The sequence below is a fragment of the Leifsonia sp. A12D58 genome (genome assembly GCF_047530025.1).
Lineage (GTDB): Bacteria > Actinomycetota > Actinomycetes > Actinomycetales > Microbacteriaceae > Cryobacterium.
Genome location: NZ_JBLJAT010000003.1, coordinates 494,781 through 521,686 on the forward strand (window position 1 = coordinate 494,781; position 26,906 = coordinate 521,686).

The 26,906-nt window shown below is 63.0% G+C and carries 23 protein-coding genes, 3 tRNA genes and 2 rRNA genes; 7 read left to right on the plus strand and 21 right to left on the minus strand.

Annotated features, from left to right (window positions below):
* Positions 1-5 precede the first annotated feature (5 nt).
* The 3 genes from ACMT3I_RS10635 to ACMT3I_RS10645 all read right to left on the minus strand — a co-directional run bounded on the left by ACMT3I_RS10635 (position 6) and on the right by ACMT3I_RS10645 (position 4,732).
* Positions 6-1,700 carry an ABC transporter substrate-binding protein gene (locus ACMT3I_RS10635; protein ID WP_414804462.1) on the minus strand — a complete coding sequence of 565 codons (1,695 nt, stop codon included), beginning with the start codon at positions 1,698-1,700 and terminating at the stop codon, positions 6-8.
* A 94-nt stretch (positions 1,701-1,794) separates the two neighbouring features.
* On the minus strand, positions 1,795-3,753 hold the full coding sequence (locus tag ACMT3I_RS10640) for a glycoside hydrolase family 127 protein (RefSeq protein ID WP_414804463.1): 1,959 nt from the start codon (positions 3,751-3,753) through the stop codon (positions 1,795-1,797).
* A 244-nt stretch (positions 3,754-3,997) separates the two neighbouring features.
* Complete coding sequence (locus ACMT3I_RS10645; RefSeq protein WP_414804464.1) at positions 3,998-4,732, minus strand: GntR family transcriptional regulator; 735 nt, start codon at positions 4,730-4,732, stop codon at positions 3,998-4,000.
* 20 nt (positions 4,733-4,752) lie between these two features.
* Here ACMT3I_RS10645 and ACMT3I_RS10650 point away from each other — a divergent pair, with 20 nt between their 5' ends.
* Together ACMT3I_RS10650 and ACMT3I_RS10655 are read left to right on the plus strand one after the other, a co-directional pair.
* A complete protein-coding gene (locus ACMT3I_RS10650) occupies positions 4,753-5,769 on the plus strand; it encodes a proline racemase family protein (RefSeq protein WP_414804465.1) in 1,017 nt (338 codons plus the stop codon).
* Entirely contained in the window at positions 5,766-6,692 is a 927-nt protein-coding gene (locus ACMT3I_RS10655; RefSeq protein WP_414804466.1) for an ornithine cyclodeaminase family protein, read from the plus strand. Before ACMT3I_RS10650 ends, ACMT3I_RS10655 begins: the two co-directional genes overlap by 4 nt.
* Positions 6,693-6,799: 107 nt before the next feature.
* On the opposite strand, the gene ACMT3I_RS10660 is transcribed toward ACMT3I_RS10655, so the two are convergent.
* The 5 genes from ACMT3I_RS10660 to ACMT3I_RS10680 all read right to left on the minus strand — a co-directional run bounded on the left by ACMT3I_RS10660 (position 6,800) and on the right by ACMT3I_RS10680 (position 9,750).
* Positions 6,800-6,964, minus strand: coding sequence for a hypothetical protein (locus tag ACMT3I_RS10660; protein ID WP_414804467.1), 165 nt, complete (start codon positions 6,962-6,964; stop codon positions 6,800-6,802).
* 332 nt (positions 6,965-7,296) lie between these two features.
* Positions 7,297-7,917, minus strand: a complete 621-nt coding sequence (locus tag ACMT3I_RS10665; protein WP_414804495.1) for a DNA-3-methyladenine glycosylase I — start codon at positions 7,915-7,917, stop codon at positions 7,297-7,299.
* Between the two features lie 25 nt (positions 7,918-7,942).
* Entirely contained in the window at positions 7,943-8,566 is a 624-nt protein-coding gene (locus ACMT3I_RS10670) for a methylated-DNA--[protein]-cysteine S-methyltransferase (RefSeq protein WP_414804468.1), read from the minus strand.
* On the minus strand, positions 8,563-9,108 hold the full coding sequence (locus ACMT3I_RS10675; protein WP_414804469.1) for an RNA polymerase sigma factor: 546 nt from the start codon (positions 9,106-9,108) through the stop codon (positions 8,563-8,565). The genes ACMT3I_RS10670 and ACMT3I_RS10675 overlap by 4 nt, the downstream gene beginning before the upstream one ends.
* A 90-nt stretch (positions 9,109-9,198) precedes the next feature.
* The gene (locus ACMT3I_RS10680) at positions 9,199-9,750 is read right to left on the minus strand and encodes a methylated-DNA--[protein]-cysteine S-methyltransferase (RefSeq protein WP_414804470.1); all 552 of its coding nucleotides are present in this window, start codon (positions 9,748-9,750) and stop codon (positions 9,199-9,201) included.
* A 181-nt stretch (positions 9,751-9,931) separates the two neighbouring features.
* Here ACMT3I_RS10680 and ACMT3I_RS10685 point away from each other — a divergent pair, with 181 nt between their 5' ends.
* Positions 9,932-10,120, plus strand: a complete 189-nt coding sequence (locus ACMT3I_RS10685) for a DUF1918 domain-containing protein (protein ID WP_414804471.1) — start codon at positions 9,932-9,934, stop codon at positions 10,118-10,120.
* Between the two features lie 299 nt (positions 10,121-10,419).
* On the opposite strand, the gene ACMT3I_RS10690 is transcribed toward ACMT3I_RS10685, so the two are convergent.
* The 7 genes from ACMT3I_RS10690 to ACMT3I_RS10720 all read right to left on the minus strand — a co-directional run bounded on the left by ACMT3I_RS10690 (position 10,420) and on the right by ACMT3I_RS10720 (position 17,012).
* Positions 10,420-10,671 carry a hypothetical protein gene (locus ACMT3I_RS10690; RefSeq protein ID WP_414804472.1) on the minus strand — a complete coding sequence of 84 codons (252 nt, stop codon included), beginning with the start codon at positions 10,669-10,671 and terminating at the stop codon, positions 10,420-10,422.
* Between the two features lie 358 nt (positions 10,672-11,029).
* Positions 11,030-11,103, minus strand: a tRNA-Met gene (locus ACMT3I_RS10695).
* A gap of 34 nt (positions 11,104-11,137) precedes the next feature.
* A tRNA-Thr gene (locus ACMT3I_RS10700) sits at positions 11,138-11,209 on the minus strand.
* An 85-nt stretch (positions 11,210-11,294) separates the two neighbouring features.
* Complete coding sequence (locus ACMT3I_RS10705; protein WP_414804473.1) at positions 11,295-13,148, minus strand: glycoside hydrolase family 13 protein; 1,854 nt, start codon at positions 13,146-13,148, stop codon at positions 11,295-11,297.
* 9 nt (positions 13,149-13,157) lie between these two features.
* Positions 13,158-14,063 carry a sugar ABC transporter permease gene (locus ACMT3I_RS10710; RefSeq protein WP_414804474.1) on the minus strand — a complete coding sequence of 302 codons (906 nt, stop codon included), beginning with the start codon at positions 14,061-14,063 and terminating at the stop codon, positions 13,158-13,160.
* Complete coding sequence (locus ACMT3I_RS10715) at positions 14,063-15,688, minus strand: ABC transporter permease subunit (RefSeq protein ID WP_414804475.1); 1,626 nt, start codon at positions 15,686-15,688, stop codon at positions 14,063-14,065. Before ACMT3I_RS10715 ends, ACMT3I_RS10710 begins: the two co-directional genes overlap by 1 nt.
* Positions 15,689-15,779: 91 nt before the next feature.
* Positions 15,780-17,012 (minus strand): extracellular solute-binding protein, encoded by a 1,233-nt coding sequence (locus tag ACMT3I_RS10720; RefSeq protein WP_414804476.1) that lies wholly within the window; start codon positions 17,010-17,012, stop codon positions 15,780-15,782.
* Between the two features lie 175 nt (positions 17,013-17,187).
* Here ACMT3I_RS10720 and ACMT3I_RS10725 point away from each other — a divergent pair, with 175 nt between their 5' ends.
* Entirely contained in the window at positions 17,188-18,861 is a 1,674-nt protein-coding gene (locus ACMT3I_RS10725) for a glycoside hydrolase family 13 protein (RefSeq protein WP_414804477.1), read from the plus strand.
* Between the two features lie 162 nt (positions 18,862-19,023).
* Here ACMT3I_RS10725 and ACMT3I_RS10730 read toward each other — a convergent pair whose 3' ends face one another.
* From ACMT3I_RS10730 to ACMT3I_RS10740, 3 genes are all read right to left on the minus strand, one after another.
* The gene (locus ACMT3I_RS10730; RefSeq protein WP_414804478.1) at positions 19,024-20,409 is read right to left on the minus strand and encodes a M23 family metallopeptidase; all 1,386 of its coding nucleotides are present in this window, start codon (positions 20,407-20,409) and stop codon (positions 19,024-19,026) included.
* 292 nt (positions 20,410-20,701) lie between these two features.
* Entirely contained in the window at positions 20,702-21,535 is an 834-nt protein-coding gene (locus tag ACMT3I_RS10735) for an inositol monophosphatase family protein (RefSeq protein WP_414804479.1), read from the minus strand.
* Between the two features lie 250 nt (positions 21,536-21,785).
* Positions 21,786-21,867 (minus strand) — tRNA-Tyr (locus ACMT3I_RS10740).
* Between the two features lie 262 nt (positions 21,868-22,129).
* On the opposite strand from ACMT3I_RS10740, the gene ACMT3I_RS10745 reads away from it, so the two are divergent.
* Together ACMT3I_RS10745 and ACMT3I_RS10750 are read left to right on the plus strand one after the other, a co-directional pair.
* On the plus strand, positions 22,130-23,149 hold the full coding sequence (locus ACMT3I_RS10745; protein WP_414804480.1) for a LacI family DNA-binding transcriptional regulator: 1,020 nt from the start codon (positions 22,130-22,132) through the stop codon (positions 23,147-23,149).
* Positions 23,150-23,242: 93 nt separating this feature from the next.
* Positions 23,243-23,731: a YajQ family cyclic di-GMP-binding protein gene (locus tag ACMT3I_RS10750; protein WP_414804481.1), complete on the plus strand. Its 489-nt coding sequence runs from the start codon at positions 23,243-23,245 to the stop codon at positions 23,729-23,731.
* A gap of 28 nt (positions 23,732-23,759) precedes the next feature.
* Here ACMT3I_RS10750 and ACMT3I_RS10755 read toward each other — a convergent pair whose 3' ends face one another.
* Positions 23,760-24,755: a stage II sporulation protein M gene (locus tag ACMT3I_RS10755; protein WP_414804482.1), complete on the minus strand. Its 996-nt coding sequence runs from the start codon at positions 24,753-24,755 to the stop codon at positions 23,760-23,762.
* A gap of 17 nt (positions 24,756-24,772) precedes the next feature.
* Between ACMT3I_RS10755 and ACMT3I_RS10760 the strand changes: the two genes are divergently transcribed.
* Positions 24,773-25,627, plus strand: a complete 855-nt coding sequence (locus tag ACMT3I_RS10760; RefSeq protein WP_414804483.1) for an RDD family protein — start codon at positions 24,773-24,775, stop codon at positions 25,625-25,627.
* 866 nt (positions 25,628-26,493) lie between these two features.
* Here the strand turns inward: ACMT3I_RS10760 and rrf (ACMT3I_RS10765) are convergent.
* Positions 26,494-26,610 (minus strand): 5S ribosomal RNA (gene rrf, locus ACMT3I_RS10765).
* A 176-nt stretch (positions 26,611-26,786) separates the two neighbouring features.
* Positions 26,787-26,903, minus strand: a 5S ribosomal RNA gene (gene rrf / locus ACMT3I_RS10770).
* Positions 26,904-26,906: the final 3 nt, after the last annotated feature.

Sequence of the window (26,906 nt, forward strand, 5' to 3'; positions counted from 1 at the left end):
AGGTACTACTTCGAGACGCTCGCGAGGCCGACCGACACGTAATCGATGCCGCCCGAGAATCCAGCGTGGGAGTACGCGCCTGCGATGTTGGAGCCGACGACCATGACTGTCTTTTCGTACAGCAGCGGCACATCCGGCGCCAACGCCAGTATCTGCTCGTCGAGTGCGCCCCAGGCAGCGTTGGCCTCGTTGACATCGGTCATGGCGTTGATCTCGTCGATCCGGGAGTTGACTGCTGCGTCATTGAACTGAGCGACATTTGAGTTTCCCTTGTCGAAGATCATGCGGCCATCGAACAGCGGCGGAAGGAAGGTTGCTCCGGTCGACCAGTCAGGGCACCAGCCGGTGATCGCTGCGTCATTCTGTTGCGACGTGGTGCCGATGACCTCGTAGTAGGTCGCGGTGTCGATGAGGTTGAACTTCACCGTGATGCCGGCCTTGGCCAGAGACTGCTGCACAGCTTCGGCCTGCGCCTGCATCTTCGGCTGGTTGCGGATGTCCAGGGTGAACTCGAATCCGTTCGGTAGGCCGGCTTCGGCCAACAGCTCCTTGGCCTTTTCTGGGTCGCCTGCGTTGCCCTCTGACGGGTACAGGTTGAAGTCGGCCTGCCCGGCAACCGTCGGCGGCAGCATGGTGTTGGCGACGTCAGCGAGCAACGTTCCGCCGGTACCGGCCTGCACGGAGGTCTTGTCGATCGCGTAGCTGATCGCCTGGCGCACGAGCGGGTTACTCATGTTCTCTTTGGTGGTATTCATCGTCATGTATGTGGTGCAGCCCTGGATACCGTCGATCGTCCGGGCCTTGATGGCATCCGTCTGGATGCGCGAGATGGAGGCAGCCTGCACCGAGCCGGCAATGGCGTTCTTGTCGGTGTTCTGGTTGGCGATCATGCGCTCGTCGATGGTCGAACCGTCAAGGCCGAAGGTCCAGACGAACGAGTCGGGGTATGCCTTGCGCACGTCATCAGTTTTGGCATCCCAGAACTCGTTGCGCACCAGGGTGAGCTTGGAGCCGCGCTCGTACTTCTCGACCCTGTACGGGCCGGATGCGATGGGCTGCTTGTCTGGGCTCGTTACGGTGACGTCGCCGTCGACCGGGAACGGAACGAAGCTGTTCTGCCCGACAACGCTCGGGAAGTCGGCGTACGATTTGTTCAGCGAGAAGATGATGGTCTTCTCGTCAGGCGTCTGGATGGATGACAGGTCGCCAGAGATGTACGGGCCCTGGTAGCCGTCGGTGTCGGCAAGCAAAATGCGAGCGTACGGTGAGCCGGCGGAGAGTGCTGGGTCGAAACCACGCTCGACGCCGAACTTGACATCGGCGCTCGTGATGGGCGTTCCATCCTCGAAGAAAATGTCGTCCTTGAGAGTGAACGTCCACTCGGTCGCGTCGGCGTTCGGCGTGCCGAGGTCGGTTGCGAGGTCGGGAACCATCTCGGTTCCCTCTGCGCCTTCACCCGTCGACTGCGTTGTCAGGGTGCGGTAGATCAGGCGGTAGAAGTTGTTGACTCCGCCATCGAAACCCATCGTTGGGTCGAGGTGGGAGAAATCGGCGTTCGCCAGCACGTTGAGCGTGCCGCCGGTGACGGGTTCCCCGCTGACGCCAACAGTGTTCTCGGTCGTTGATCCACCGGCTGAACAGCCGGTCAGTGCAAGGGTGGCGGTCAGGGCGATGCCCAGGATCGCATAGCGCTTCTTCATGGATTCTTCTCTCTCGTGGGTGAGGCGGAACGACTTGTCCCTGTGAAGTGGTGCCAAGTAGTGCTGTGTTGTGCGGTTGCTGCGTGCGTGCCGGCTACTGCTGTCGGAGCCACACACGCATTGCGCGTGCGTCCCTGTTGCCCCAGAGGTAATAGGGAACGAGGTTGACGGTCGCCGCCGTGCCCTGTGGGGCAACAGTGCGAGAGGGTGTGCCGAGCTCCGGGTAGAGCGGGGCCGTCTCGCCCGGGGATGTCGGTGGGACGTTCAGCGCCGGGATGGTGACAAGAACCGAGTCGGCGGGAGTGTCAGTGGTCAGCTGCACTCTGGATGTCGTCGCCGCGTGCACATCGGCAGCCGAAACGATGAGGTCGTCGAGGTTGACCTCGTTGTCCTGCTGCTCTGCGCAGTAGACGATCGGGCCGCGGGCGACGCTGAGCGATCCGCGTGTGGCATCCACGTACGGGTGCGAACCGTGGGCACGCACCGGCATGTCGAGGCCGAGCTCGACGATGTCGCCGGCTGCGAGAGGGGCATCGAGTCGCAGCCAGCCGTCTTCGCTCGTGGCGGCCTGAATGACTCCATTGAGTGTGATGGATGCCGCGTGGCACCAGCCCGGAACGCGCAGGGCGAGCGTGCTCGCCGCGTCATCCGCCGCGTTCACTTCGAGAGTGACGGTGCCGTCCCACGGATAGTCAGTGCGCATCTCGAGGTCGAGACCACCTTCACGCAGCGTGGCATTGGAGTACTGGCCGATGTAGAGCGTGCTCTCATCAACAGCGGCGAGGTAGTCGTGCAGCTCAGCATTCCAACGGATGATGTTGGGCGGGCAGCACGGGCAGCCGAACCACGCCCGGCGAAGCAGTGGCCCGTCTGCTTCGGCGCCTGAACGCTGTTCGTGGTCTTCGCGGCGCTGCAGCGGGTTGTCGTAGAAGAATCCGCATCCGTCGGCTGACAGGCCGGCCGCGTAGCCGTTGTACAGGACGGTCTCGAAGACGTCGAGGTAGTGTGCGTCTGCCGTCGCGATGAAGAGGCGCCAGGCCCACTGCATGGTGCCGATGGCCGCACAGGTCTCGCTGTATGAGCGTTCGGACGGAAGCTCGTAGCGGTCACCGATCGCTTCGTCTGAGTGACGACTACCGAGGCCACCTGTCACGTACAGCTTGGTGGCGACCATGTCGTCCCACAGCCTGATCATCTCGGTGAGGAGCTCGTCGTCGCCCGTTTCAAGCGCGACATCGGTAGCCCCTGCCGCCAGATAGACCATGCGAACCGCGTGGCCGGTTGCCGAGGGCAGCTGGCGAAGTGGCACGTTGTCCTGGAAGTACTCGGCGGGAAACACGCTGAGGTCGACTGTGCCATGACCTCGGCGGTCGATGAACAGCGTGGCGAGAGTGAGGTAGTTGTCGTCTCCGGTTGCTCGGTAGAGCTCGACGAGTGCCATCTCGATCTCGGGGTGACCGCACACCTGCGCATCGCCCGTCGGGCCAAACTTCTGTACGGCCAGATCGGCGAATGCACGGGAGACGGCCAGCAGTCTGTCGTCGCCGAGCTGGCGCGAGGCGGCGACACCGGCCTGGATGAGGTGGCCGAGGTTGTAGAGCTCGTGGCCCCACGACAGGTCTTCCCACGGCTGCTTCGGAGTACTCGGGTGCTGAAAGAACGAGTTGAGGTAGCCGTCTGGTGCCTGGGCGGCCTCGATCAGCGCGACCGATTCTTCGAAGAATGCCCTCGTGCCATCGGCGACGCCAGGGCGCGCAAGCTCGTACGCGAGCCCTTCAAGCGTCTTGAAAATGTCGGTGTCAAGGAAGGGGTACCGGCCGCGATAGGCGGTCTCGGCATCAGTGCCATCAGAGCCCTCGGCGACGCTACGCAAGTTGTCGAGGTTGCCAGCGGCGCGCAGCTCGGCGATCGAGTGCGGGATGGTGCGCACGCGGTTTCGTTCCTGCCAGTCGCTGAGTACCCCCGAGGTCAGGGTGGCGCTCGACGATGCAAGAGGACGCACTCGCCCGGCTGCTGTATCTACTGCTGCGTGGCGGTGGTTTGTCGTCTTCATCGTCAGATGCACCTCATTGTCGTGGCACGTAGCGGATTCACTCGTTTGTGCCGTGTGACACATCACACTACTTGCTGCGCACATCGATGTAATAGGTGACATATTACATTTGTGTAAAAATTAGCCGGGCTACGGCGACGCATCCCGCGCGGGGCATGGGCGCGGAGTTGTGTGGGTGGCGCGCGATATTCCGCGCGCCCCACGTGTTTATGCGCGCCGGCGCAGCGGGATGTACATGGGTCAGTTAGCTGACCTCTGGCGTACCTGACCACCAGCCGACGACATGGCCGAGGTGCAGCACGACGAGCTCCTCGAGACCCTCGCCGTCACCCTTCTCGAGCAGGTCGAGCATCAGGTGATGCTCGTGTGCGGAGTCGTGAAGCTTGCTGCTCTGCGTCATCCTGGCGAGATTCACCATGCGGGTCTGCTGACGCAGCTCACGCACCATGTCGACGAGGTGCTTGTTGCCGTAGAGCTCAAGCAGCCCGAGGTGAAAGTCGCGATCCCGCTCGACAAAACCGGTGAGGTTCGCGTTGTCTGCATGGGCACTGATCTCATCGGCGATTGCCCGCATGGTCGGCAAGGTTTCGAGCGGGAAGTTCGCGGCGAGCGCCCGCATCGCCGGTGCTTCAAGCATCTGACGCAGCTCAAGGATCTCTTTCAGGTCCTGCTCACTCACGTCGGTGACGCGAAAGCCCTTATTGCGCACTGAGACGACGAAGCCACGCTGCTCAAGGTCTAGCATCGCCTCTCGCACGGGCGTTGCCGACACCTCGAACTGAGCGGCCAGCGTCGGTACAGAGACAAGCGTGCCGGGCGCCAACTCCCCCGAGATGATCGCGGCGGACAGCGATTCACCGATACGGTCGCGCAGGCTCGCCAACTGTTCAACCTTGTGAATCGCCGAGGCGTTCATCGTGTTCTCGCTCTCATACTGGAAGATGCACCCTGGCCACACAGACGCTCGCACGAAACCCATCGGGTCGCTAGCATCCTGATATGTGCCATATTACAAAGACTGTTCGCACCGTCGATTACCACACGGCCGGTGAGCCATTTCGAATAGTAGTGGACGGATTGCCCGAGATCGACGGAAAAACCGTCGCTCAACGGCGGGTTTTTGCGCAGGGTTCCGCAGAGATCGATGAGATCAGGCAGCTCCTGTGCCGAGAGCCCCGGGGGCATGCCGACATGTATGGCGGCTTCATCACACCGCCAGACGACAGTGGCGCCGATTTCGGTGTGTTGTTCTGGCACAACGACGGCTTCTCGACCGCCTGCGGCCACGGCACGATCGCCCTGGGCGTGTGGGCAGTGCAGAGCGGCCGCGTCGAGGCGAATCCGGATGGCGTCACACCGGTCACCATCGATGTTCCGTCTGGCCGAGTTGTCGCGCACGTGCGCCAGGTGGCCGGGGTCGTGACGGCAGTGGTTTTCGAGAACGTCGCGTCATACCCGGTCGCCCGGCACGTGCAGGTGCAGTCCTCGCGCGGCGACGTCAACGTCGACCTCGGATTCGGTGGCGCCCTCTACGCCTGTGTGCCGGCATCCGCTCTCGGGCTGGAGGTGACGCCAGAGCACTACGACGACCTGCTGGCCATCGGACGCGAGATCAAGTGGGCACTCAACGACAGCGAACTCGCGCGCCATTCAGACGACGACCGCCTGAACGGGGTCTACGGCACCATCATCTTCGACGACCTCGGCGACACCCCGGATGGCCCGCACCAGCGCAACGTCACGGTGTTCGCCGACGGTCGGATCGACCGCTCACCCTGCGGCTCCGGCACGGCAACGCGGCTTGCCCTGCTTGCCGATTCCGGTCGACTCGCTCCGGGGCAGGTACTCACGCACGACTCGATCGTCGACACACGTTTCCGCGGCTGGGTCGAGCCGATCTCCGGCGACGCCAGGGGAGCGGTGATCCCGCACGTCGCGGGGATGGCATACCCCACGGGCGAGCACACATTCATACTGGCGGACAACGACCCCTTGACGACTGGATTCCTGCTGTGACCCACACCCCTCCCCTGCCCTTCATCTGCGCGGATGAAGTCTTCGCGCGCGTGAGCTTCGAGGATGCGATTCGCGCAATCCAGCGCGAGTTGCGCGCCGGGCTTGATCCCTCCGCCGACTTCGACCGCGGCATTCTCGACGTCACTGCCGGGCAGCTACTCCTGATGCCGTCGCAATCAGCGGACTTCGTCGGCGTCAAGGTCGCTACCGTCGCCCCCGACAATCCCGCCGTCGGTAAGGAACGCATCCAGGGCCTCTACCTCTTAATGGACGCCGCGACGCTCAGCCCGGTCGCACTGCTCGACGGCACCGCACTGACCACCCTGCGTACACCAGCGGTCTCCGCGGCAGCCGCCGACCTGCTGGCCCCCGCCCAGGTCGACCATCTCGTGGTGTTTGGATCCGGCCCACAGGCATGGGGTCACATCGAGGCGATGCGGGCGATCAGGACGATCCGCACCGTCACCATCGTGGCGCGCAACCAGGACAGGGCTGCACAACTGGCATCCAGGGTGAGCGCGAGCGGGCTGCCTGCGAGCGTCGGCACCGCGGCAGACGTGCGGGATGCCCAGCTCGTCGTATGTGCAACGACGGCCAGAACTCCGCTCTTCGACGGCGACCTGGTTCCAGACGGCTGCTGCATCATTGCCGTCGGCTCCCATGAGGTCGATGCGCGCGAGCTCCCCTCTGCACTGATCTCCCGGTCGCAGCTTGTCGTCGAAGACATTGCCGTTGCGATGCGGGAGGCGGGAGATCTGCTGATCCCCCTTGGCGAGGGGGTAGTGACGGCCGACGCGTTCATTCCGCTCCGGGCCATCATCACCGGTGAGACGCCCGTCGATCAGACACGTCCTCGCGTGTTCTCCAGCTCTGGAATGTCGTGGGAAGACCTCGTCATTGCAGCGGAGGTCCTGCGACGCTGACGGCGCGGCGGGCTGGTCACCGTTCAGCTGGCGAGAACGACAGAGGGCCGCGTGATACTCACGCGGCCCTCGTTCGCACGCTCCCGAATGGAGCGGCGCTTTAGCGTCTAGACGCTTTTCTTGCCGGAAATTGAACGCAGCAAGAACGCGATGACTGCAATGACGACGAGGACGAGCCCGACCCACAGCAGGAACTGCAACGACTGCACCAAGCCACCCGTGATGAGGAGCAGGACAGCAACGATTGCAACAATGATCAGCAGGAGATTCACAGCGACTCTTCTCTGTTCTTATTCTCGGAGACTATCTCCGGCCAAAGAGCTTACCCCCCAAACGGGCCGATAAGGGAAAGCCGCTGCAACCCGGGCGTGTCGAATGCCGTTCAGAATGGCTGATCATGTCAAATTCCGGCTGCTTCAGACGACCACAGGCGGAAAAGTTCGTACGCACGGAAGGGCGCCCACGCTGCTGCTCGAGCGTTAGCATCCTTCGCTGTCAAATTGCCGAGCGCCCTTCGCGGCACCAGGCCCCTGAGGTGAAGGCATCCCGGGCACCGAGCACTCGAGCTGTGGCACTGCTGCCGACGACAGCGGAGATACCGCGCTCACCAGACGCCCGACGAGCCGCGCCGATGGCTGTCGAGCAGGTGCGTGTCAACGATGCCCGTTGCTTCCATCAGTGCGTACATCGTTGTCGGGCCGACGAACACGAAGCCCTTCTTCTTCAGCGCTTTCGACAGCGCAAGGGATTCGACTGACTGCGTGGGCACCTCGGCGTGCGATCGTGGCTTCGGCGTTTCGCTCGGCCTGAATGACCAGACGAAATCAACGAGCCCGCCCTCATCCCGCAGCGCTCTCGTCGCCCGTGCATTCGTGATTGTGGCGAGTACCTTCAGCCGGTTGCGCACGATGCCGGCATCCGCCATCAGTCGCTCGTAGTCGGCGTCCGTGTACTCGGCGATCAGGTCGGGGTCGAAGTTATCGAAAGCGGCACGGAATGCCGGGCGCTTCTTCAGGATGGTCGCCCACGAGAGTCCTGACTGGAATGCTTCCAGGCTGAGCCGCTCGAACATGCCGTGCTCGTCGCGTACCGGCATGCCCCACTCGGTGTCGTAGTACTCGCGCATCAGCGGATCCGTCGCCGCCCACATCGGCCTGACCAACCCGTCGTCGCCGCGCACGCTGGCAATCATTGCAGCGGTCGCTGCGGCAGCCACAGTCTCCATCTCACTCACCGGCGAATCCCTTCGGTCATCTGGTTGCTGCCTCAAGAGTAAGCAATGTGTGCTTGGCGTCAGGACCGCCGGCGTAGTTGCCATACGAGCCATCGGAGCGCACCACGCGATGGCACGGCATCACCAGCGGAAGCGGGTTCTTCGCGCAGGCAGTGCCGACAGCGCGCACCGCCCTGGGGCTGCCAGCGGCGAGCGCCACCTGTGCGTAGCTCTCGGTGTGCCCGTATTCGATCTCGGCAAGGTGCTCGACGACACTGCGGCGAAAACCCGAAATCATCCTGAGATCCAGTGGCACGTCAAAGCGGTGACGGATGCCGGCAAAATACTCGTCGAGCTCGCGAGCAACCGGGTCGAGCCTGGCCGGTGCCCGCAGGATCCGCGGGCTCACTTTTGCCCCGAGCAGCTCGAGAACCGCGTCGTGGTTTTCTCGCTCGAAGGCAATGCGTACGACGCCCTGCTCGGTCGCGGCCAGCAGCATCAGGCCGACGGGCGTGTCGAGCGTGCGGTAGGCGACATCAAGGTCGCCACGTTCGGCTGCGGCGATCCCGAGCGCGGCCTGCAGGCGCGCGAGATCCGGGTCAGCAACGGTGCGCAGTGGAGCGAGCAGCGCCGAGACCTCTGGGTCGGTGTGGGTGTTCATCGGATGCTTCCCTTCACTCTCGAGGTGAGCGCCGTCAGCGTTGGCGCCGCAGAAGTGAGCGCCGTGGGTTCGAGCGCCGCTGCAGCCAGGCGCAGCCTGAGCGACTTGATGCCGTCTGCCGCGGCGCGACGCGCGGCATCGGTCGTTCCGCCGAGGATCTCGGCGACCTCCCGGTGCGGCAGGCCGATGACGTAGTGATAGGCGACGGCCTGTCGCTGCTTGGTCGGAAGCATCCCGAGTGCGGCCCACAGCTCGGTGTCGCTCTGGCCTGGCACCCCGACGGTCGATTCTCGATCAGGCAGTTGTTCGACCGGGATTGGAGCTCGCCCCCTGGCCCTGATCACGTCAATCGCCTTGCGGTGTGCAATCGTCACGAGCCAGGCTTCGACGTTCGCGCCGGGCTCGAGCGCCGGGTACGCACGCAACGCAGCCAAAAATGTCTCCGACCAGGCGTCATCCGCATCGACTGTCCCGAGCACCGCGCGGCAGACGCGCAGCACTGTAGCGCCGTGGTCGGCGACAACCTGCTCGAACGGTTTCATGGTCACACTAAGCAGACGCGCTGGAGTGCGTATTCGTGAGATCGCGTGCCCAAGTCCCGTGATCGAGCGCCACAATCGTGTGGGTGGATGTCAAAACAATCGTCCCAATGCGGCATCCGCTGGCTCCTCAAGCGCGAGCAAAAACCGCTTGCGGTCGAGCCCGCCCGCATACCCGACGAGGTTGCCGTCTGCTCCGACAACGCGGTGGCACGGCACGATGATGCTGATCGGGTTCTTGCCGTTGGCTGCGCCGACCGCGCGAGACAGGTTCTTGTCGCCGAGCAGGACGGCAAGCTGGCCGTATGAGCGGGTCTGGCCATAGGGAATCTCTCGCAGTTGAGCCCAGACCTTCTGCTGGAACGCGTCGCCGGTCGGCGCGAGGTGCAGGTCAAAATCCGTCCGGGTTCCGGCGAAATATTCGCCGAGCTGGGTGACCGCCCCCTCGAACGCCGAGTCGTCTCTGGTTCCCCACGTCGTGGCCTCTGGTCGCCTCTTGTGCTCGGCGAAGTACACGGCAGACAGCGCGTCACCAGCGCCGACCAGGGTCAGCTCCCCCACGGGCGAATCGATGATCCGGTGGCGGATGTCGACATTGCTCGTTTCAGCGTCGCTGCTGGAAGAGTCACCGCTTGAGTCGCTCATCACGCGTTCCATCCTGTCGTTCCCATTCTCTCGAAGTCAGCCTCGAATTTCAGCTACACGATCCACCAAAGAGAGGCGTTCTGTATTGAAGACGTTCGGGAAGGGCGCAACGTGAGATGCGGTCATCCCACTGTGCAGCATTATGCCCGCGGCGTAGCGTGGCCGACACGGAGGTATTCACATGCAGGCTCACACAGGCGACCGAATCATCATTCGAGGCAAGACTGTCGAGACTCCCGACCGACACGGCACGATTCTGGAGGTGCGTGGCGACGACGGCAACCCGCCTTACCTGGTGAAGTTCGAAGACGGCCACGAAACTATCGTGTACCCCGGTTCAGACTTCCTGATCGAGCACACGCACGACTAGTTTCTGGCCATCGGCCAGCCGAACCGACCGCCGGCCAGCATGGCGAGACCCGAGGGGTATGTGGAGTTCAGCCCCGCGCAAGGGGAAAGAGCGGGCGACAGGTCGTGCACACCTCGCCATCGCCGTCGTTCGCCTGGGCCACCCGCTCCGCCTCAAGGCGCTCCGCCAGCGCCCACACGAGCAGCGCGATCGCAGAGAGGGCGACCACGGGGCGAACGACCCCCGTGAGCATCGGGACTACGCTGTGCAAATCAGTCGAGAGATAGATGGCGATGAAACCAAGGGCGGGCCAGCGCAGATCACACAGCGTCGGCCGCACCGATCGGAGCGTCGAAGTAGCTGGCGACGACCAACCCCATGACTGCTGCCCCTGCCCCCGGCAGCGCATAGGCCCACCAGGGCCCTGGTGCGACGAGAGATCCGCTCACGGCGACAACAGCGCCAGACACGAGCGCCAGCGCAACATAGGCGGCCATGGCAACACCGGCGGCAATCGTCCAACGGCGAGGCGCCCAGAGTCGCAGCTCGGTGAACAGGCTCGACATTCTCATAAACGGTTGACTCCTCGATACCCGGGTGGTATTTATACCCTACGGGGTATGCCGTGAGGACTCAAGTGCGCCTCACTGTTCCGCACTGGTGCATAACTCCTGCAAAAACCGCGCACGGCTCAGTGGCCGTCTGATGCTTCCGCGCCCTGGATCAGCGCCGAAGCCAAATTGCAGGAGTTATGCACGCGGCTGCTTATGCACGAGCATCGAGGAGTGGCATCAGCTCCCTCGCCGGACGAGAACGGGGCTCCGATCGGAGCGTTGCGCCGATCTCGAGCCCAGGCGAAGCTGGGTGGCATCGGGGCAAAGAGAAAGGCCCCGTGATCAGGAAAATACCCAATCAAAGAGCCTTTATGTGTAGCGGGAGCGGGACTTGAACCCGCGACACCACGATTATGAGCCGTGTGCTCTAACCACCTGAGCTACCCCGCCGAAACCTGTTCGCAGACTACTACGACCAAGCCTGAGCCCCCTGTGGGAATCGGACCCACTACCTCTTCCTTACCAAGGAAGTGCTCTACCAATGAGCTAAGGGGGCGAGCTTCTTACGAGAAGAAACATGCCGCTTTTGGCAACCGATATAGATTATCACCCCTCCGGGGCGGTTGCGTACACGAGGCGCCCTAGAGTGCCGCAACCCCGGGCAGAACCCACGCCGTAAACGACGTATCGCCCGTAATTACGCGGAAGTTGTCGCCCGAAATTGCTATCTCCCCGCTTCCAAATTCTCGTGTCGCTGCCTCAATTCCGGCCACTGCGGCCATCGGTAGCGTCGCTTCTGCCCCCGCGCGGGCCGCAGCCACCAGTACCGATGCCTCCGGCGCCTCACGCACGAAGACGAGCAGGTCATCGCCGACATGAAGCCAGCGCATGCCGCCACCGTTCAACGCTGGCTGACTGCGCCGCAGGCCGATCAGATCGCTGTATAGCTCGATCACCTGCTCCGTTTCGGGAGCGGATGCCGACTCCCACGGAATCGGGGTACGGGAGTGCTCACCGTCGACTCCAATCAGGCCGAACTCGTCGCCGGCGAACACCACGGGGATGCCGGGCAGCGTGACCGACAATCCGAGGGCGACCGGAATCGCCCCATCGATGGCACTCGTGCGAAATCGCGGAGTGTCGTGGGTGTCGAGTGCGTTCATGGTGGCCAGCCGCGTGCGCCACGGGAAGCCAGCAGAGAACCGAGTGTGTGCGTCGAAGAACTGCTTGCCGGTGAATGTCGGAACCTGGTTGGCAGCGAAGCCGATGCCACCGCCGGCCTGGCTGCCTGGCTCAGACAGCCAGCTCCAGAGCGGCCGCGTGAAGTTCGCGTACGTCATGGCACCGTGCCACGCATCGCCCTGAAAATCGATTGAGGCGTCGTTGGTCGACTCCCCCAGCAGGATGGTATCCGGGTTGATGTCAAGCATGGTGCGGCGGATCGTCTGGCGTACCTCGGAGTTCAGGTCTTCAGACCCGAGCCTGCCGGTCATGTTCGCCACATCGATGCGCCAGCCGTCCAGGCTGTACGGCGGCTTGAGCCAGCGCGCGACGACCGAGCCAGGGCCTTCGACGAAGCGCTCCCGCAGCTCTGCTGAATTCCAGTTGAACTTCGGCAGGCTGGGCACGCCCAGCCAGGACTCGTAGGTCGTGTGCTCGGCATCCCGCCAGTAATAGAACTCGCTTTCGGCGGCATCCGGGTTACCGAGAGCTGCGACGAACCACTCGTGGCGATCGCCCGAGTGGTTCGACGTGAGGTCGCCGATGATCTTGAATCCGCGAGCATGGGCAGCTTCCACCAGGCGAACGAGCGCCTCGTCACCGCCGAGTAGCGGGTCGACCTCGTCGAAACTCGACGCGTCGTAACGATGGTTTGATCCAGCAGGAAAAACCGGAGTCAGGTAGATCAGGGTGACACCGAGGCGTTCCAGGTGATCGAGGTGTTCGATCACCCCGTCGAGGTCTCCCCCGTAAAACTGCGTGGAGCGGCCGGGCGGAAGCTGGTCGACCTCGTCCTCCCAGGCAGCGGGGATCGCCCAGTCCGGCACCTCCCGTTCGTCGGCAGCCGCAGAACGTCCGAACCTGTCGGGGAAGATCTGGTACATCACGCTCGATGCCGCCCAGTCAGGGGCTGCCGGATGCGCTACCAGCTTGAAGTCTTCGGAGTCGAGTGTCTCGACGTCGTGCAGTCCAGACGCATTCAGCCAGAACTGGCGCCCGTCGGCCATTGCCAAGTGGAATCGGTAGCCGTGCACCGGATTCTCCACCTCAACGACAGCTTCCCACCAGTCCCAGCCGTTGGAGCCGGTGTCAGCGCGGACGACGGATGCCGGCGCAAAACGCGGTTCCCTATTCGGATTCGACCTGGCGTGAACGGCAGCCACCTCGCCAAACGAGGCGGGCACGCGTACCCGCACCCGCACCTCGTCACCGATATTCGGCGACGAGGTCGACACGTAGAGCGGGGATCCGTCGTGGTGCGGGAGCAGCATCATGCCTCGAACTTACTTGACGGCGCCGGCGGTCAAGCCGCCCACGATGTACTTCTGCAAGAACATGAACAGGATCACCACCGGCAGTGCTGCGAGCACGGCGCCGGCGGAGAATGCACTCCAATCGGCATAGTTCGGGTTCGACACCAGTTTGTAGAGACCGACGGCAAGAGTCTGTTTCTCCGGATCGACAAGCAGCACGCTCGCCACCACGAACTCGTTGGTCACCGAGATAAACGAGAGCAGGCCGACGACCGAGAGGATCGGACCAACAAGGCGCAGGATCATCGTGAAGAAGATCCGCGCGTGGCCGGCACCATCGATCTTGGCGGCCTCATCGATCGAGGCGGGCACCGTGTTGAAGAAGCCGTACATCAGGTAGGTGTTCACGCCGAGGGCCCCACCGAGGTAGACCATGATCAGGCCGATGTGGGTGTTCAGCCCGATTGCCGGGAAGATGTCGCTGATGGTGCTCATCAGCAGGAAGATGGCGACGACGGCGAGCAACTGCGGGAACATCTGAACAAGCACGATCGTGAGCAGGCCAGTGCGGCGCCCCGTGAAACGCATACGCGAGAAGGCATATGCGGCAAGCGCACCGAGGAAAACGGTGGCGAGTGAGGTGATGCTCGCGATGATGAGAGTGTTGCCGAACCAGGCAGCGAAAGGCTGGTCGGGGTTGTTCAGCAGCCGAGCGTACGCGTCAAAGCCGATCTTCGAGAACAGGGAGTTCGAGCCGGTCAGCGTGCCCGTCGGGTTCAGCGACGCCGAGACCACGTAGAGCAGCGGAAAGAGCGAGAAGACAACCATGACGAGGCCGATACCGTGGCGCCATCCGGTTGCCCGGAACCAGCGTCCGAGGTTGAACGGTCGCTTGGTGGAGATGATCTCTCCGGACTGTGTGGTGACTACGGACATTAGTTCAACTCCTCCAGGGCCTTGGTGCGCTTGAAACTGATGATCGAGATGATGGCCACCAGGATGAAGATTATGATCGAGAAGGCGCTGGCCAGCCCGTAGTCACGGGTCTGTCCGGTGAAGGCCACCTTGTAGACCATCGAGATCAGGATGTCTGTCGCGCCGACGTTTACGCTGGCCGCGGGGTCACGCGGCCCGCCACCCGTGAGCATGTAGATCAGGTTGAAGTTGTTGAAGTTGAACGCGAACGAGGCGATCAGCAGCGGCGCGACGGTCACGAGCAGCAGCGGCAGCTTGATCAGACGGAAGACAGCCCACGGCTTGGCCCCATCGACGGTTGCCGCCTCTTCAAGCTCTTCGGGGATCGACTGCAGCGCACCGGTGCACACCAGGAACATGTACGGGAAGCCGAGCCACAGGTTGACCACCAGGATGCTCACCTTGGCAAGAACCGGATCAGTCAGCCACGGAATCGATGCCCCACCGAGCAGCACCTGGTTGATGAAACCGAAGCTCTCGCTGAGCATGCCGGCCCAGACAAGCGCAGAAAGGAACGCGGGGAACGCGTACGGCATGACCATCGCGACGCGATACCACTTGCGTCCGCGCATCCGCTTGTCGTTGAACACGATGGCCAGGAACAGGCCAAGGAGGAAGGTGGTGGCCACCGAGATGATCGCGAACACGAATGTCCAGATCGTCACGCTGATCAGCGGTCCACGGATGCTTTCCTCGGTGAACGCGCGGGCGAAGTTGTCGAGACCCACGTTGATCTTCCAACCGGGAAGCAGCTGCTGGCCGTCTTGCGCGGTGAATGCACCCTCACCGGTGTCGGTGTAAACGACGCCGGTTTCGATATCCGTCATGGTCTGTGCCACCGAGTCGTACTCAAGGCTTGACTTGAAGAGGTAGGCGCTGCTGCCATCCGGCGTGCGGAGCGCTCCGTCATTCGGGTCATCGGAATACGGCACGGACATCGACGTGATCTCGTCGGTGCGCTGCAGTACTGACGCGAAGTTGAGGGTGGTGTAGCCGTCGAGGCCGACAGCCTTGGCGCCGTCGAACGTGGCGTCATCCACCGTGCTGAGCGGTGTATCAGCGTTGCCGACGCTTGCGACGCCATCCGGGTCGGTGACCAGCAGGTTGAGCTCGCCGCCCTGGTCAAGCACGGTGACACCATAGGTCGGGGAGTCAGGCACGCGCTCGAGAGCCGAGCTCATCAGAGCCGAAACAGCCTGGTCTTTGTCGGCGTTGTGCCCGGTGCTGTAGTTGGTGAAGCCGATGTATGCGGTGTAACCGATGACGAAGATCTGGAAGATCATGAGGAAGATCACGCCTGGCGTCAGGTACTTGGCCGGCAGTTTGCGCTTCGAGAAGTAAATCCAGTTCACGAGCGCCGTCACGACGAGAACTATCGTGAAGATGAGCCACTCCGCCTGGGCGAAGAGGATGAACAACGCGTAGACCGCGATGGCATCGACGATGCCGAGCGACACGATCTTGACCAACAGCGTCTTCACACCGACCGATGCAGACTCGGCAAAATTCTTTGCCTGGAGCTGACGTTTGGTCGGTGGTTTCTGCGCGCCGGTGGCGACAGCATCCTCTTCGATGGTGGTGCTCATTTTTAGTACTTTCCGAATCCAATGGTCGTGCTGAGGGTAAAGCCCTCGGGTCGCCGCTATCAGCGACAACCCGAGGGCTCAGATGAAGCTATTAGCCGATTGCGCCCTGCACATCGGCGGTCAGCTTCTGCCAGGTGGTGACGGGGTCAGCACCATTGATGATTGCGGCCTCTGCGATGCCCCAGTACTGCCAGACCTGGCCCATTGCCGGGATGGCCGGCATCGGCACTGCGTTCGCGCCTGCGGCAGCGAATCCGGCGACGATCGGGTCTTCTGAAGCGGTCTCCGCTGCTGCGGTGAGCGCAGGAAGCACGTTGCCAGACTTGAACAGCGAGAGCTGCACGTCTTCGGTAGCGATGTAGTTGACCAGGAAGTCGGTTGCTGCAACCTTGTTCTTGCTCTGCTCACTGATGAAGAAGCCCTTCACACCGGCGAACGGCTGGGCCGTCTCGGTGCCGGGGCTTGGGACTGCATCGACGGCGACGTTGATGCCGGCGTCGGTTGCTGCTCCCACGTTCCACGGACCGGTCAGCCAGAAGGCTGCCTTGCCAGTGGTGAACGCTTCCTTGGCGATATCGCCAGTGATCTCGGTGTTGAGAACGCCGGTTCCGGTCTTGCCCTGGCTACCGAGCCACGTGGCGTATGCCTCGCCGCCGGCATTGCCGAGCTCAAGGTTCGTGGCGTCGTAGCCGCCCTGTGCGTCGGTTCCGAAGACGGGTGCACCGAATCCGGTCTGGAACGGGTAGAGGTGGTACGGGTTGCCGTCAGCGCCCTGCTCGACGACGAACGGGTACTGAACACCTGCTGCGGTGCCCTCCGCAATCATGTCGTCGAAGCTGCTGGGCGCCGTGGGAGCGAGGTCTGCGTTGCGCAGGAGTGCCAGGTTTTCGACAGCGTATGGAAGCTGGTAGACCTTGCCGTCGTATGTCGCTGCGTTGAGCGCGACAGGCAGGAAGTCTGCAGCCTTGTCACCGAGCTCGATCGGCGAGACGACGCCGTTCGTGACGAGCTCTCCGAGCCAGTCGTGTGCACCCATCGTGATGTCGGGACCCTTGCCGGTCGGCACCTGCTGGATGAAGTCATCCTTGATTTTCGCGTTGTCCTTGGACACGAGCTTGACCTCGACGCCGGTCTTGTCTTCGTACGCCGCAGCCGCATCCTTCAGCGCATCTACGCGCTCGGAATCGAGCCAGACCGTCAAAGTGCTGGTGGCGGAAGACGAGTCTCCCGCTCCTGTGTCTCCTGAAGAACATCCGGCCAGGGCCAGGGAGGCGACGACCGCTACTGCACCAGCAGCAAGCAGGCCTTTCTTTTTCACCGTCATTGGTGTTGCCTTTCGTAGTGATTGCTGACAAAAATGCAAGCGATTACATGTATAGCTTCTCAGCGTCGTCTTGACAACTCAATGGTTCTGCTTCGAGATCGGTTCGTGATGATTCCTCGATCAGGCCAGCGTGCAAACGCTTCCATATATTTGGATATGCCGTAATGTATCGCCTATGACAGGCAACACAGAGTGGTGGAGAACCGCCGTTATTTATCAGATCTATCCGCGCTCATTTGCGGACGCCAATGGCGACGGCATGGGCGACCTTGCCGGCATCACCAGCAGGCTCCCCGCGTTGGAGCAGCTGGGTATCGACGCCATTTGGCTGTCGCCGTTCTACACATCGCCCCAGCGTGATGCGGGATACGACGTGGCCGACTACTGCGACATCGATCCGTTGTTCGGCACACTCGCCGACTTCGACGTGATGCTGACCCAGGCACATGACCTCGGCATCCGCGTCATCGTCGACCTCGTGCCCAACCACACCTCGAGCGAACACCCGTGGTTCCAGGCCGCACTCGCTGCCGGTCCGGGGAGCGAAGAGCGTGGCCGCTATATGTTCCGCGAGGGTAAGGGCGACAACGGCGAGCTGCCCCCGAACAACTGGGAATCGGTGTTCGGTGGCGGCGCATGGACCCGCGTGACCGAAGCCGATGGCACCCCCGGTCAGTGGTACCTGCACCTGTTCGACACGACTCAGCCCGACCTCGACTGGGACAACCCCTGGGTGCGCGAGCAGTTCCGCGACATCCTGAGCTTCTGGCTTGACCGCGGCGTTGACGGTTTCCGCGTCGATGTTGCACACGGCATGATCAAGGCCGCCGGCCTGCCCGACTACTTCCCGCCAGTCGAAGGCGGCAGCATGGGCGGCGGTAGCGCAACCCTCGAACCCGCGATCAGCACCGAACCGCCAGCTCCCGCTCCTTACTGGGCGCAGGACGGCGTGCACGACATCTACCGCGACTGGCGCGAGCTGCTCAACACGTACCCTGGCGATCGCATCCTGGCCGCCGAGGCGTGGGTTGACCCGCTGTCGCAGGTCGCCAAGTGGGTTCGTCCCGACGAGATGCACCAGGCGTTCAACTTCGCCTATCTCGAGACCCCGTGGAACGCAGCCGCGCTTCACTCGGTGATCGATGCGTCTCTTGAGGCGTTTGGTGCAGTTGGCGCTCCCAGCACCTGGGTGCTCTCCAACCACGACGTCGTGCGCCACGCCTCGCGCCTGGCACTCACCGCAGAGAACCTGCAGGGCCATGGCATCGGACCGAAGACGCCCGGCCTGCCTGACCCGGTCGTCGGACTCCGCCGTGCACGTGCAGCGACCAGCCTGATGCTCGCACTTCCCGGCTCCAGCTACCTGTACCAGGGCGAGGAGCTCGGCCTGCCCGAGGTCATCGATCTGCCGGATGATGCCCGCCAGGACCCGACCTGGTTCCGCACCAACCACGAGCGCTACGGCCGTGACGGATGCCGCGTGCCGATTCCGTGGGAGGCGAACAGCCCCTCGTACGGATTCGGACCCTCAGAGCAGAGCTGGTTGCCGCAGCCGACGGAGTGGGCAGACCTTGCTCGCGACGTTCAGATCGGTGATCCGAACTCGACGCTCGAGCTCTACACGCTCGCGCTCAAGCTTCGTCGCGAGCACAACCTGGCGCTCGGCGCCGTGGAATGGCTTGACGGCTACGGAGCGGATGTCGCTGCGTTCCGCAACGGCGACGTGATCGTCATTGCGAACACCGGTACCGAGCCTGTCGATCTGCCGGGCGGCGACATCCTGTTGAGCAGCGAGCCGCTTGATGGCCGCGTTCTTCCGGGTGACACCACCGTGTGGCTGGCCGCATAGTCCGGTAACTCACGACCTGGCCCGTCGCTGCGAGCCGTGCCTCAGTCCCTTCGGGGCTGGGCCACGGCTTGCAGTGCGTTAAGCGGCACACAGCGTCCGTAGGGGCAGCGCGCCCCACTACGACACGCGCCAGAAACTAACCGGATAGCGCGCGGCGGGAGCCTAGTTCGTGTTGGCGTACAGCCAGGCAAGCGGGTCGACGTGAACGCCGTTGCGGCCACCGAGACGAATCTCAAAGTGAAGGTGTGGGCCAGTTGACATGCCCGTGGTTCCGGTGAGTCCGACGATGTCGCCGACCTTGATCAGGTCGCCGACCTTGTAACGGATCGAGCCGTGGATCATGTGTGCATAGACGCTGGTCACGATCTCGCCGTTGATGACGTGATCAACCATGATGTGCACGCCGAGGCTGGAGTCGCCGTCTTCGGTATAGCTGACGACGCCGTCTGCGATCGACTGGATCGGGGCTCCGAGGCCGGGGTTGAAGTCCTGGCCCTGGTGGTTCGATGAGCAGCCGGCGCAGTCGCGGTGGCCGAACTCGTCACCGATGTGCACGCCGACCGAGAACGGCCACTGGACGGTGCCGTTCGGGTTGTTCGTAAACGACGCTTCCAGGCGGATACCACTGGCAGCCGCTACTTCAGCGATGCTCTTGGAGTCGAACCCGTCGCGCTCCACCGAGATGCCGTCGGCCGTCAAGCCCGCAGCGTTGAAGGTGAGGCTCTGGGTCTCTTCGGTATTTGAGGACTTCTTGGCCGAGAGCGCAGCCGCCTGCACATCTGCTGACGACAGCAGGGCCTCGGCTGGAAGTGACGTTGAGACGGCCATCAGGGCGACAAAGCCCATAGCGGCGATTGTGACGCCCTTTGCGGCGAACTTGCGCATCCTGCCCGTCGGGGCACCCGAAGTGATCGCAGCAGGGGCCGTACGGCGCGAGCGCGCTGCGTTGTCGGCCGACGTGCTCGGGCGCCAGTCGGGGGTGGGACGTTCGGCATCGGAAATCGTGTGCGAGGTATGAGCGGATGCCTTGGCATCAGACCGCTTGAACGCACCGGCGGTCAGCCGAACTTTGGGTGTCGATGCCTTGGCGCTTGCCTGCTCACGCTGTTCGCGTCGTGATGTGGCGAACAGCAGCGGAATCTCGGTTGACGTCGTAGTGGTGGGTACGCCGTCTGTGTCAACGCCGTCGGCTCCATCAGAGGGGTGCACGACGGGGATGACCACCGTCTGCACGGTAACAGTCGGCAGGTCGGCCGCCAAGGCCGTAGCCGGTGAAATCAGGTCAATCGGCGCTACAGCGGCCGGCACCTCGACAACAGGAGCAACAGGCGTAACAGGCGTAACAGCGGCAACAGTGGCCGTAGCAACAGGTGCGGCAGGTGCGGCCGTGGGCTCGTCCTCGACGGGTGCTTCAACAACCTCAGCAGCAACCTCGACCGCGGCCACAGGGGCGCTCAGCTGAGCGAGACGCTCACGTTCACGGATCTCACGGCGGGTCAGCGGCTGTGCCGAATCGGCAGTCGCCGTCGTCACCACAGGAACCTGCATGGCAGGTTCGCTTGCACCGGACGCGGGGGCGTCTGGAGCAGAAGAGTGACGTGACAAAAGGTGAGTGCTCTCGTGAAGAGTGACGGGTAGAAGGTGCTCATCCTGGCCGACGCCAAAATAACGAATTGGTAAAAGGCTAACCCGCGCATCGCGAGAGCACAAAGGAAACACACGCGTTTGCCCCCATAAAAGGGGGCGGATTGCAGCTTACAAAATTCGCCGACAGTTCACCTTTACGACCCTGTGCCCAGTCAGGCATTGGCAGGGTGGGCGATAGTGCCTGTTTTCTTCACTATCTCTCGTCGTCCGCCATAAATTCTGAAAAAAGTTCTGCGAGCAGCGGTTCTGCTGTGTCGTACAGATCGGGTGCGGCGGCAATCGTCAGACTCCAGGTCGCCTTCTCGCTTCCGAACCCGCCCACGTGGGCTCCGGCCTCCTCTGCAATCAGCGCGCCGGCTGCGTGATCCCACGGGTTCAATCCACGCTCGTAATAGAGGTCGAGTCGACCGGCAGCGACGTTGCACAGATCAAGGGCCGCTGAGCCGATGCGGCGGATGTCGCGCACCTCACCGATGAGCCCGTGGACCACCTGCGCCTGACGCTTACGCCTGGCTGCCGTGTACGAGAAACCGGTGCCGAACAGTGCGAGGTTGAGTGGTACGCCGCTGTTGACCGCGAGCTTCCGCTCACCGAGGAACGCTCCCCCGCCCGCCGCCGCGGTGAAGAGGTCACCGCTGGCCGGGTTGAAGACCACGCCGGCCAGTGCCGTCCAGGTCACGGGGTCAGCTTCACCCTGCACAACGGCAATACTCACCGCATAGTCGGGGATGCCATAGAGAAAGTTGACTGTGCCATCGATCGGATCGACGATCCAGGTCAGTCCTGAGCTGCCTGAGGTTGCATCCGACTCCTCGCCATAGAAGCCGTCATCCGGCCGAGCCTCAGCGATCAGGCGACGGATGAGCGCCTCGGTCTCACGGTCAGCGTGCGTCACGATGTCTTCAGGTGCCGACTTAGAGGCGGCGACCTGGACGCCCTCTGCGCGTCGGGTACGGGCGAGCTCGCCGGCCTCCAGTGCGATCGTGGTGGCGAGCGTGAGCAGTTCCTGTGGCGTTGGAGTGGTCATGCCTCCACGCTACCGCCGCCGCGCACGGTACGGCGGGCCGGAGCTCTCCGCTCGGGCTGGGCGCGCGAAATTCCTCTCGGCGCGCGCAAATCTGCGCGCCACACGGTATAACGCGCGCCCAGATTGCGGCCACCGCCCAACTCAACCCTGGCGGCACCCGCCTGCGGCTACGGCATCCGCCTGCGCGACATCCGCATGTGGAGTTAAACGACAAAACCCCGGAATCGTTATGATCCGGGGTTTTTGTCTGTGGCGAGTGAGGGATTCGAACCCCCGAATGCTGAGCAGTCTGATTTACAGTCAGATCCCTTTGGCCGCTTGGGTAACTCGCCAGTGCACACCCGACCATATGTAGAACACGTGACCGAAGGCGCGTACCAAGAATACTCATGACTCGGCCCTACGAGAAATTGAGAACGCCTCCGGCGCAGAATTGGCATAAAAGTCGTGTCGAATCGGTGAATTCTCGGCCAAAAACACGAGGCGGCAACCGATCGGGCTTCCCACATCCCTGTCGCGAAGGCCCCGGAGTCCGAAAACCGCCGAGCCCTCGATAAGATCAGACACACCCACCCACCGCACAACGAGGTCTTAATGGTCGGCATCGATGAGGTCGCCCGTCGAGCGGGCGTCTCCACCGCAACTGTTTCGCGCGCCCTGAGCGGCAACGGACACGTCTCGCCAGCGACGAAGCTCAAGGTCGAAACCGCTGCAGGCGACCTCGGTTATGTCGTCTCCTCGAACGCCTCGAGCCTGGCATCCGGTCGCATGAAGAACATCGGTGTCGTCGTGCCGTTCCTCAACCGCTGGTTCTTCTCCAGCGTCGTCGAGGGAGCCCAGAAGTCGCTGCTGCGCAACGGATACGACCTCACGCTCTACAACCTCACCGGCGGTGGTGGCGAGCGACGCAGTGTGTTCGAGCACTTCCTGCTTCGTCAGCGAGTGGATGCCGTCATCGCCATCTCGCTTGAACTGACCGAGAGCGAGGTGGCCAGACTGCACGCGCTCGACAAGCCACTCGTCGGTGTCGGCGGCCCCATTGAGGGCGTGCGCACGCTGACCGTCGACGACGTCGCCGTCGCCCGGCTGGCCACAGAGCACCTGCTGGCCCTCGGCCACACCCGCATTGCCCACATCGGTGGCAATAAGGACTACGACCTCGACTTCCACCTTCCGACAAGCCGTCGGTACGGCTATGAGGCTGCGTTGGATGCGGCGGGGATCGCCATGGCTGCCGAGCTGTTCCAGCCAGCGGACTTCACCATCCGCGGTGGCTACCAGGCTGCGAAACAGCTGCTCGGCACCCCGCACAACCGTCCGACAGCGATCTTCGCGGCCTCAGACGAGATGGCAATCGGCTGCATCCTGGCCGCTCGTGATCTTGGCATGGTCGTCCCTCGCGATGTGTCGGTCATCGGCGTCGACGATCACGACCTCGCCGATTTCTTCGGCCTGAGTACCATCGCGCAGTTCCCGCAGGGACAGGGCGAGAAGGCCGTCGAGATCCTGATGGATCAGTTGCACCCCGGCCAGCACGACCAATCAGGCCTGAATACCCCAATGCCATTCGAGCTGATCGTGCGGTCGAGCACCGCCAGCCCATCCCTCTATTAGAAAACGCATCAGAAGATGATCGTTTCTATGAGAAGCGGATCATCATGGGCGGCGGATCGCCCGCATTCCGGCGTACTCGGTAACATGGCAGGTATGGCAGATTCAACGTTCGACATCGTCAGCAAGGTCGACCAGATGGAGGCTGACAACGCACTCCACCAGGCTCAGAAAGAGGTCGCTCAGCGCTACGACTTCAAGAACGTCGGCGCATCGATTGAGCAGAGCGGTGACAAGGTCCTTATGAAGGCCACCAGCGAGGAACGCGTGAAGGCGATCCTCGAGGTGTACGAAGCCAAGCTCATCAAGCGCGGCATCTCGCTGCGCAGCATCGACGCTGGCGACCCGTACCCCTCAGGTAAGGAATACCGCATCGAGTCGACGCTGAAGGCCGGCATCGACCAGGAGAACGCGAAGAAGATCAACAAGATCATCCGCGATGAGGCTCCCAAGAGCGTCAAAAGCCAGATCCAGGGCGATGAACTGCGTGTCAGCTCCAAGAGCCGCGACGACCTGCAGGCCACCATGGCCCTGCTCAAGGGCAAAGACCTCGATGTTGCCCTGCAGTTCGTGAACTTCCGCTAACCCACACCCACAAGAACACAGTCGGCGCTTAGCCGGCGATGATCCGACGTGCGCCAGATTCGAACTCGCCCATGTCGCCGGTCTCGCCGGCTCTGTACGCCTTTCGGCCGAGAATCAGCATGTAGGCAAGGAATGCCAGCAGTGCGGCCGCCCCGATGCCGATCTTCACGGGCCATGGCCACGGTGCCGGCGTGACGAATCCTTCGATGATTCCCGAGACCAGCAGCACGAAGACCAGCCCGATCGCCACGGTGAACAGGGCGCGGCCGTCTTCAGCGAGTGCCTGCCCCCTGGTCCTGGCCCCTGGCGCGATCCACGCCCAGAAGATCCGCAATCCGCCGGCCGCTGCCACGAAGATCGCCGTGAGCTCGAGCAGCCCGTGCGGAAGGATATAGAGGAAGAACACATCGCCCTTGTCGTAGGCGAACATCACGGCGGCCGATACCCCCACATTCTGCGCATTCTGCAGCACGATGTACGGCACATAGACACCGAGGATGCCGAACGCGATGCACTGCGCAGCTATCCAGGCGTTGTTCGTCCAAACCTGTCCAGCAAACGACGCTGCCGGGTTGCTCGAGTAGTAGTCAACGAAGTCCTTGTCGGCAAGCTGCTGCAGGTCGGCATCCGAGCCGAAGTTGGCGAGCACCTGCGGATTGTTGAGGGCCCAGGATGCGTAGAGCCAGGCGACAACCACGGTTACGACAGCAACCGCGAGCGTGATCCAGCGCAGTCTGTACAGCGCGGCCGGCAACTGCAACAGGAAGAATCGTGGAATCTGCGCCAGCAGGTTCGCGCTGGCCCCCGTGAACCTGAGGCGCGCACGCGAGAGCGCAACGGAGAGGCGGTCCCCCTGCACTGTGGAGCCGGCGGTGGTCTTGATCGCCGAGAGCTGCGTGGCTCCCGACTGGTAGAGCTCGATCAGCTCATCGGCCTCTGCGCCCGACAAACGCCGCCGTTGGCCGAGTTCGGCGAGGCGGTCCCATTCGGCGCGATGCGCCGCCGTGTATGCGTCGAGGTCCATCTGGTTCAATAGTAGACATGGCAGACCACCTGCAGGTGTCAGTGCACGACGATGATGTCCCCGGAGAGTACGAACTCGTGACGGGTGAGGCCGTTGCGCTCGATGTGCGGCCGGCGAGCGTCATCCTTCGTGCGGCAGGGACCATCATCGACTGGTTCGCCTACATCGGCCTCTATCTGCTGATGGTCCTCATCGTCGGCTGGTTGTTCGCCGAGTCAATCGACGAGTCATTCGCGCAGGCGCTCTCCGTCGCCGGGCTCGTCATCGCGATCCTCGTCGTTCCGACCCTCGTCGAGACCGCGACCGGCGGCCGCTCCCTTGGCAAGCTGGCAGTCGGTGCGCGCATCGTGCGTGACGACGGCGGCGCCATCGGGCTGCGGCACTCCTTCATTCGTGCGCTCGTCGGTGTAATCGAGATCTACATGACCTTCGGCGGTCTCGCCGCAGTGGCCGGGCTGCTGAACAGCAAGTCCAAGCGCCTCGGCGACATGCTGGCCGGCACCTATAGCCAGCACGAACGGGTACCGCGGATCCCCACCGTGGTGCACAGCCTCCCCATCGAGCTCACCGCCTGGTCTCAGACAGCGGATGTCGCCAAGCTGCCCGACGCTCTCTCGCGCCGCATCTCGCAGTTTCTCGATCAAGCAGCCAAACTCACGCCGACCAGCCGTGCTCGAATCGCGCAGGAGCTCGCCGCCGAGGCTACGCCGTACGTCTCGCCGCTGCCGCAGGTACACCCCGAGCTTTTCCTGGCCGGCGTGCATGCGATCCGCCGCGAACGCGAGTACAGAGCCCTGGTACTGGAGCAAAACCAGCTCAACCGGTTACGTCCGGTCCTGACCGGCCAGCCGCACGATTTCCCCACCCGCTAGCCGCCGCTCCGGGAGCCCAGCCGCCGGGCCAGCCCCCAGCCAGCTCGAGCAGGCGTGCTCTGAGCCCTGAACACTGGCCCCTAGCCTCTGAGCCCTGAACACTGGCCCCTAGCCTCTGAGCCCTGGCCCCTGAGCACTGAGCCTTGAGCCTTGAGCCTTGAAGCCTTGAGCCTTGAGCCTTGAGCCTTGAGCCACAGCCACAGCCACAGCCACCCGAGCAGGCGCAGGCGCAGATATGGGCGAGGGCGGCGTAACGACCCTCGCCGCCGCGTCTGGCTGCATAACTCCTGCAATCTGCTCGACAAATCCCCAACACGCCCTCGCACAGCGCCCAATCAGCCCAACCAGCAGGAGTTATGCACGTGCTGCCCCACAACTACGAATTGCATAACCCCTGCATTCTTCTCACCGAACCTCGATCTGACCTACGCCAGCGCCCATTCAGCCCAACCAGCAGGAGTTATGCACGTGACCTACCCGTGACAGAGGCAGAGGCGGAGCGAAGCTCGTCTGGGACGGCACAGACGGCAGAGCCGGAGTGGTGGGTGCGGTGGGGTGTCGAGTTATGGGGTGTTGGGGTGGGCCCGGAGCCTGCGGAGGGTCTGCCCCAACAGCCCATTGTTTGAGCTGAGGAACCGCACTCGCCACGCAGGCGGACCCCGCAAGCAAGAAGCCCCACGACCCAAGCCCCCCTGAGCCCCAAGCCCCCAAAGCCCCAAGGACTCCACTACCTGCCGCGGGTTAAACGCAAAAACCCACCCCGGTCGCCCCGGGATGGGTTCATACAGTTCACGCACACACGCGCTGCGCCGTTAACGCAGGAAAGCCACCCCCGAAGGGATGGCTTTCCTGGTGTTTCAAGTTGAGTCCGGCGGTGTCCTACTCTCCCACAGGGTCTCCCCTGCAGTACCATCGGCGCTGAGAGTCTTAGCTTCCGGGTTCGGAATGTAACCGGGCGTTTCCCTCTCGCTATGGCCGCCGAAACATCTGGTGATCAACCACACACGTGTGGTCGTCAAGTCATTTCGAACAATCATTGCTGTGCCACCAAAGCGGCACTATTGAATTGTTGGTGCGCTCTGTCGAGCGCGTGTACGCATGAGCGTGTTAACGCAGGAAAGCCACCCGTGAAGGTGGCTTTCCTGGTGTTTCAAGTTAAGTCCGGCGGTGTCCTACTCTCCCACAGGGTCTCCCCTGCAGTACCATCGGCGCTGAGAGTCTTAGCTTCCGGGTTCGGAATGTAACCGGGCGTTTCCCTCTCGCTATAGCCGCCGAAACA

Coding starts and splice junctions, on each gene's coding strand:
- ACMT3I_RS10725 (WP_414804477.1), top strand. CDS start 17,188: ATGACAGGCAACACAGAGTGGTGGAGAACCGCCGTTATTTATCAGATC.
- ACMT3I_RS10705 (WP_414804473.1), bottom strand. CDS start 13,148: ATGATGCTGCTCCCGCACCACGACGGATCCCCGCTCTACGTGTCGACC.
- ACMT3I_RS10710 (WP_414804474.1), bottom strand. CDS start 14,063: ATGTCCGTAGTCACCACACAGTCCGGAGAGATCATCTCCACCAAGCGA.
- ACMT3I_RS10750 (WP_414804481.1), top strand. CDS start 23,243: ATGGCAGATTCAACGTTCGACATCGTCAGCAAGGTCGACCAGATGGAG.
- ACMT3I_RS10730 (WP_414804478.1), bottom strand. CDS start 20,409: ATGCAGGTTCCTGTGGTGACGACGGCGACTGCCGATTCGGCACAGCCG.
- ACMT3I_RS10755 (WP_414804482.1), bottom strand. CDS start 24,755: ATGGACCTCGACGCATACACGGCGGCGCATCGCGCCGAATGGGACCGC.
- ACMT3I_RS10665 (WP_414804495.1), bottom strand. CDS start 7,917: ATGGAGACTGTGGCTGCCGCAGCGACCGCTGCAATGATTGCCAGCGTG.
- ACMT3I_RS10715 (WP_414804475.1), bottom strand. CDS start 15,688: ATGAGCACCACCATCGAAGAGGATGCTGTCGCCACCGGCGCGCAGAAA.
- ACMT3I_RS10675 (WP_414804469.1), bottom strand. CDS start 9,108: ATGAAACCGTTCGAGCAGGTTGTCGCCGACCACGGCGCTACAGTGCTG.
- ACMT3I_RS10635 (WP_414804462.1), bottom strand. CDS start 1,700: ATGAAGAAGCGCTATGCGATCCTGGGCATCGCCCTGACCGCCACCCTT.
- ACMT3I_RS10670 (WP_414804468.1), bottom strand. CDS start 8,566: ATGAACACCCACACCGACCCAGAGGTCTCGGCGCTGCTCGCTCCACTG.
- ACMT3I_RS10690 (WP_414804472.1), bottom strand. CDS start 10,671: ATGAGAATGTCGAGCCTGTTCACCGAGCTGCGACTCTGGGCGCCTCGC.
- ACMT3I_RS10645 (WP_414804464.1), bottom strand. CDS start 4,732: ATGGGTTTCGTGCGAGCGTCTGTGTGGCCAGGGTGCATCTTCCAGTAT.
- ACMT3I_RS10640 (WP_414804463.1), bottom strand. CDS start 3,753: ATGAAGACGACAAACCACCGCCACGCAGCAGTAGATACAGCAGCCGGG.
- ACMT3I_RS10650 (WP_414804465.1), top strand. CDS start 4,753: ATGTGCCATATTACAAAGACTGTTCGCACCGTCGATTACCACACGGCC.
- ACMT3I_RS10685 (WP_414804471.1), top strand. CDS start 9,932: ATGCAGGCTCACACAGGCGACCGAATCATCATTCGAGGCAAGACTGTC.
- ACMT3I_RS10720 (WP_414804476.1), bottom strand. CDS start 17,012: ATGACGGTGAAAAAGAAAGGCCTGCTTGCTGCTGGTGCAGTAGCGGTC.
- ACMT3I_RS10760 (WP_414804483.1), top strand. CDS start 24,773: ATGGCAGACCACCTGCAGGTGTCAGTGCACGACGATGATGTCCCCGGA.
- ACMT3I_RS10735 (WP_414804479.1), bottom strand. CDS start 21,535: ATGACCACTCCAACGCCACAGGAACTGCTCACGCTCGCCACCACGATC.
- ACMT3I_RS10680 (WP_414804470.1), bottom strand. CDS start 9,750: ATGAGCGACTCAAGCGGTGACTCTTCCAGCAGCGACGCTGAAACGAGC.
- ACMT3I_RS10745 (WP_414804480.1), top strand. CDS start 22,130: ATGGTCGGCATCGATGAGGTCGCCCGTCGAGCGGGCGTCTCCACCGCA.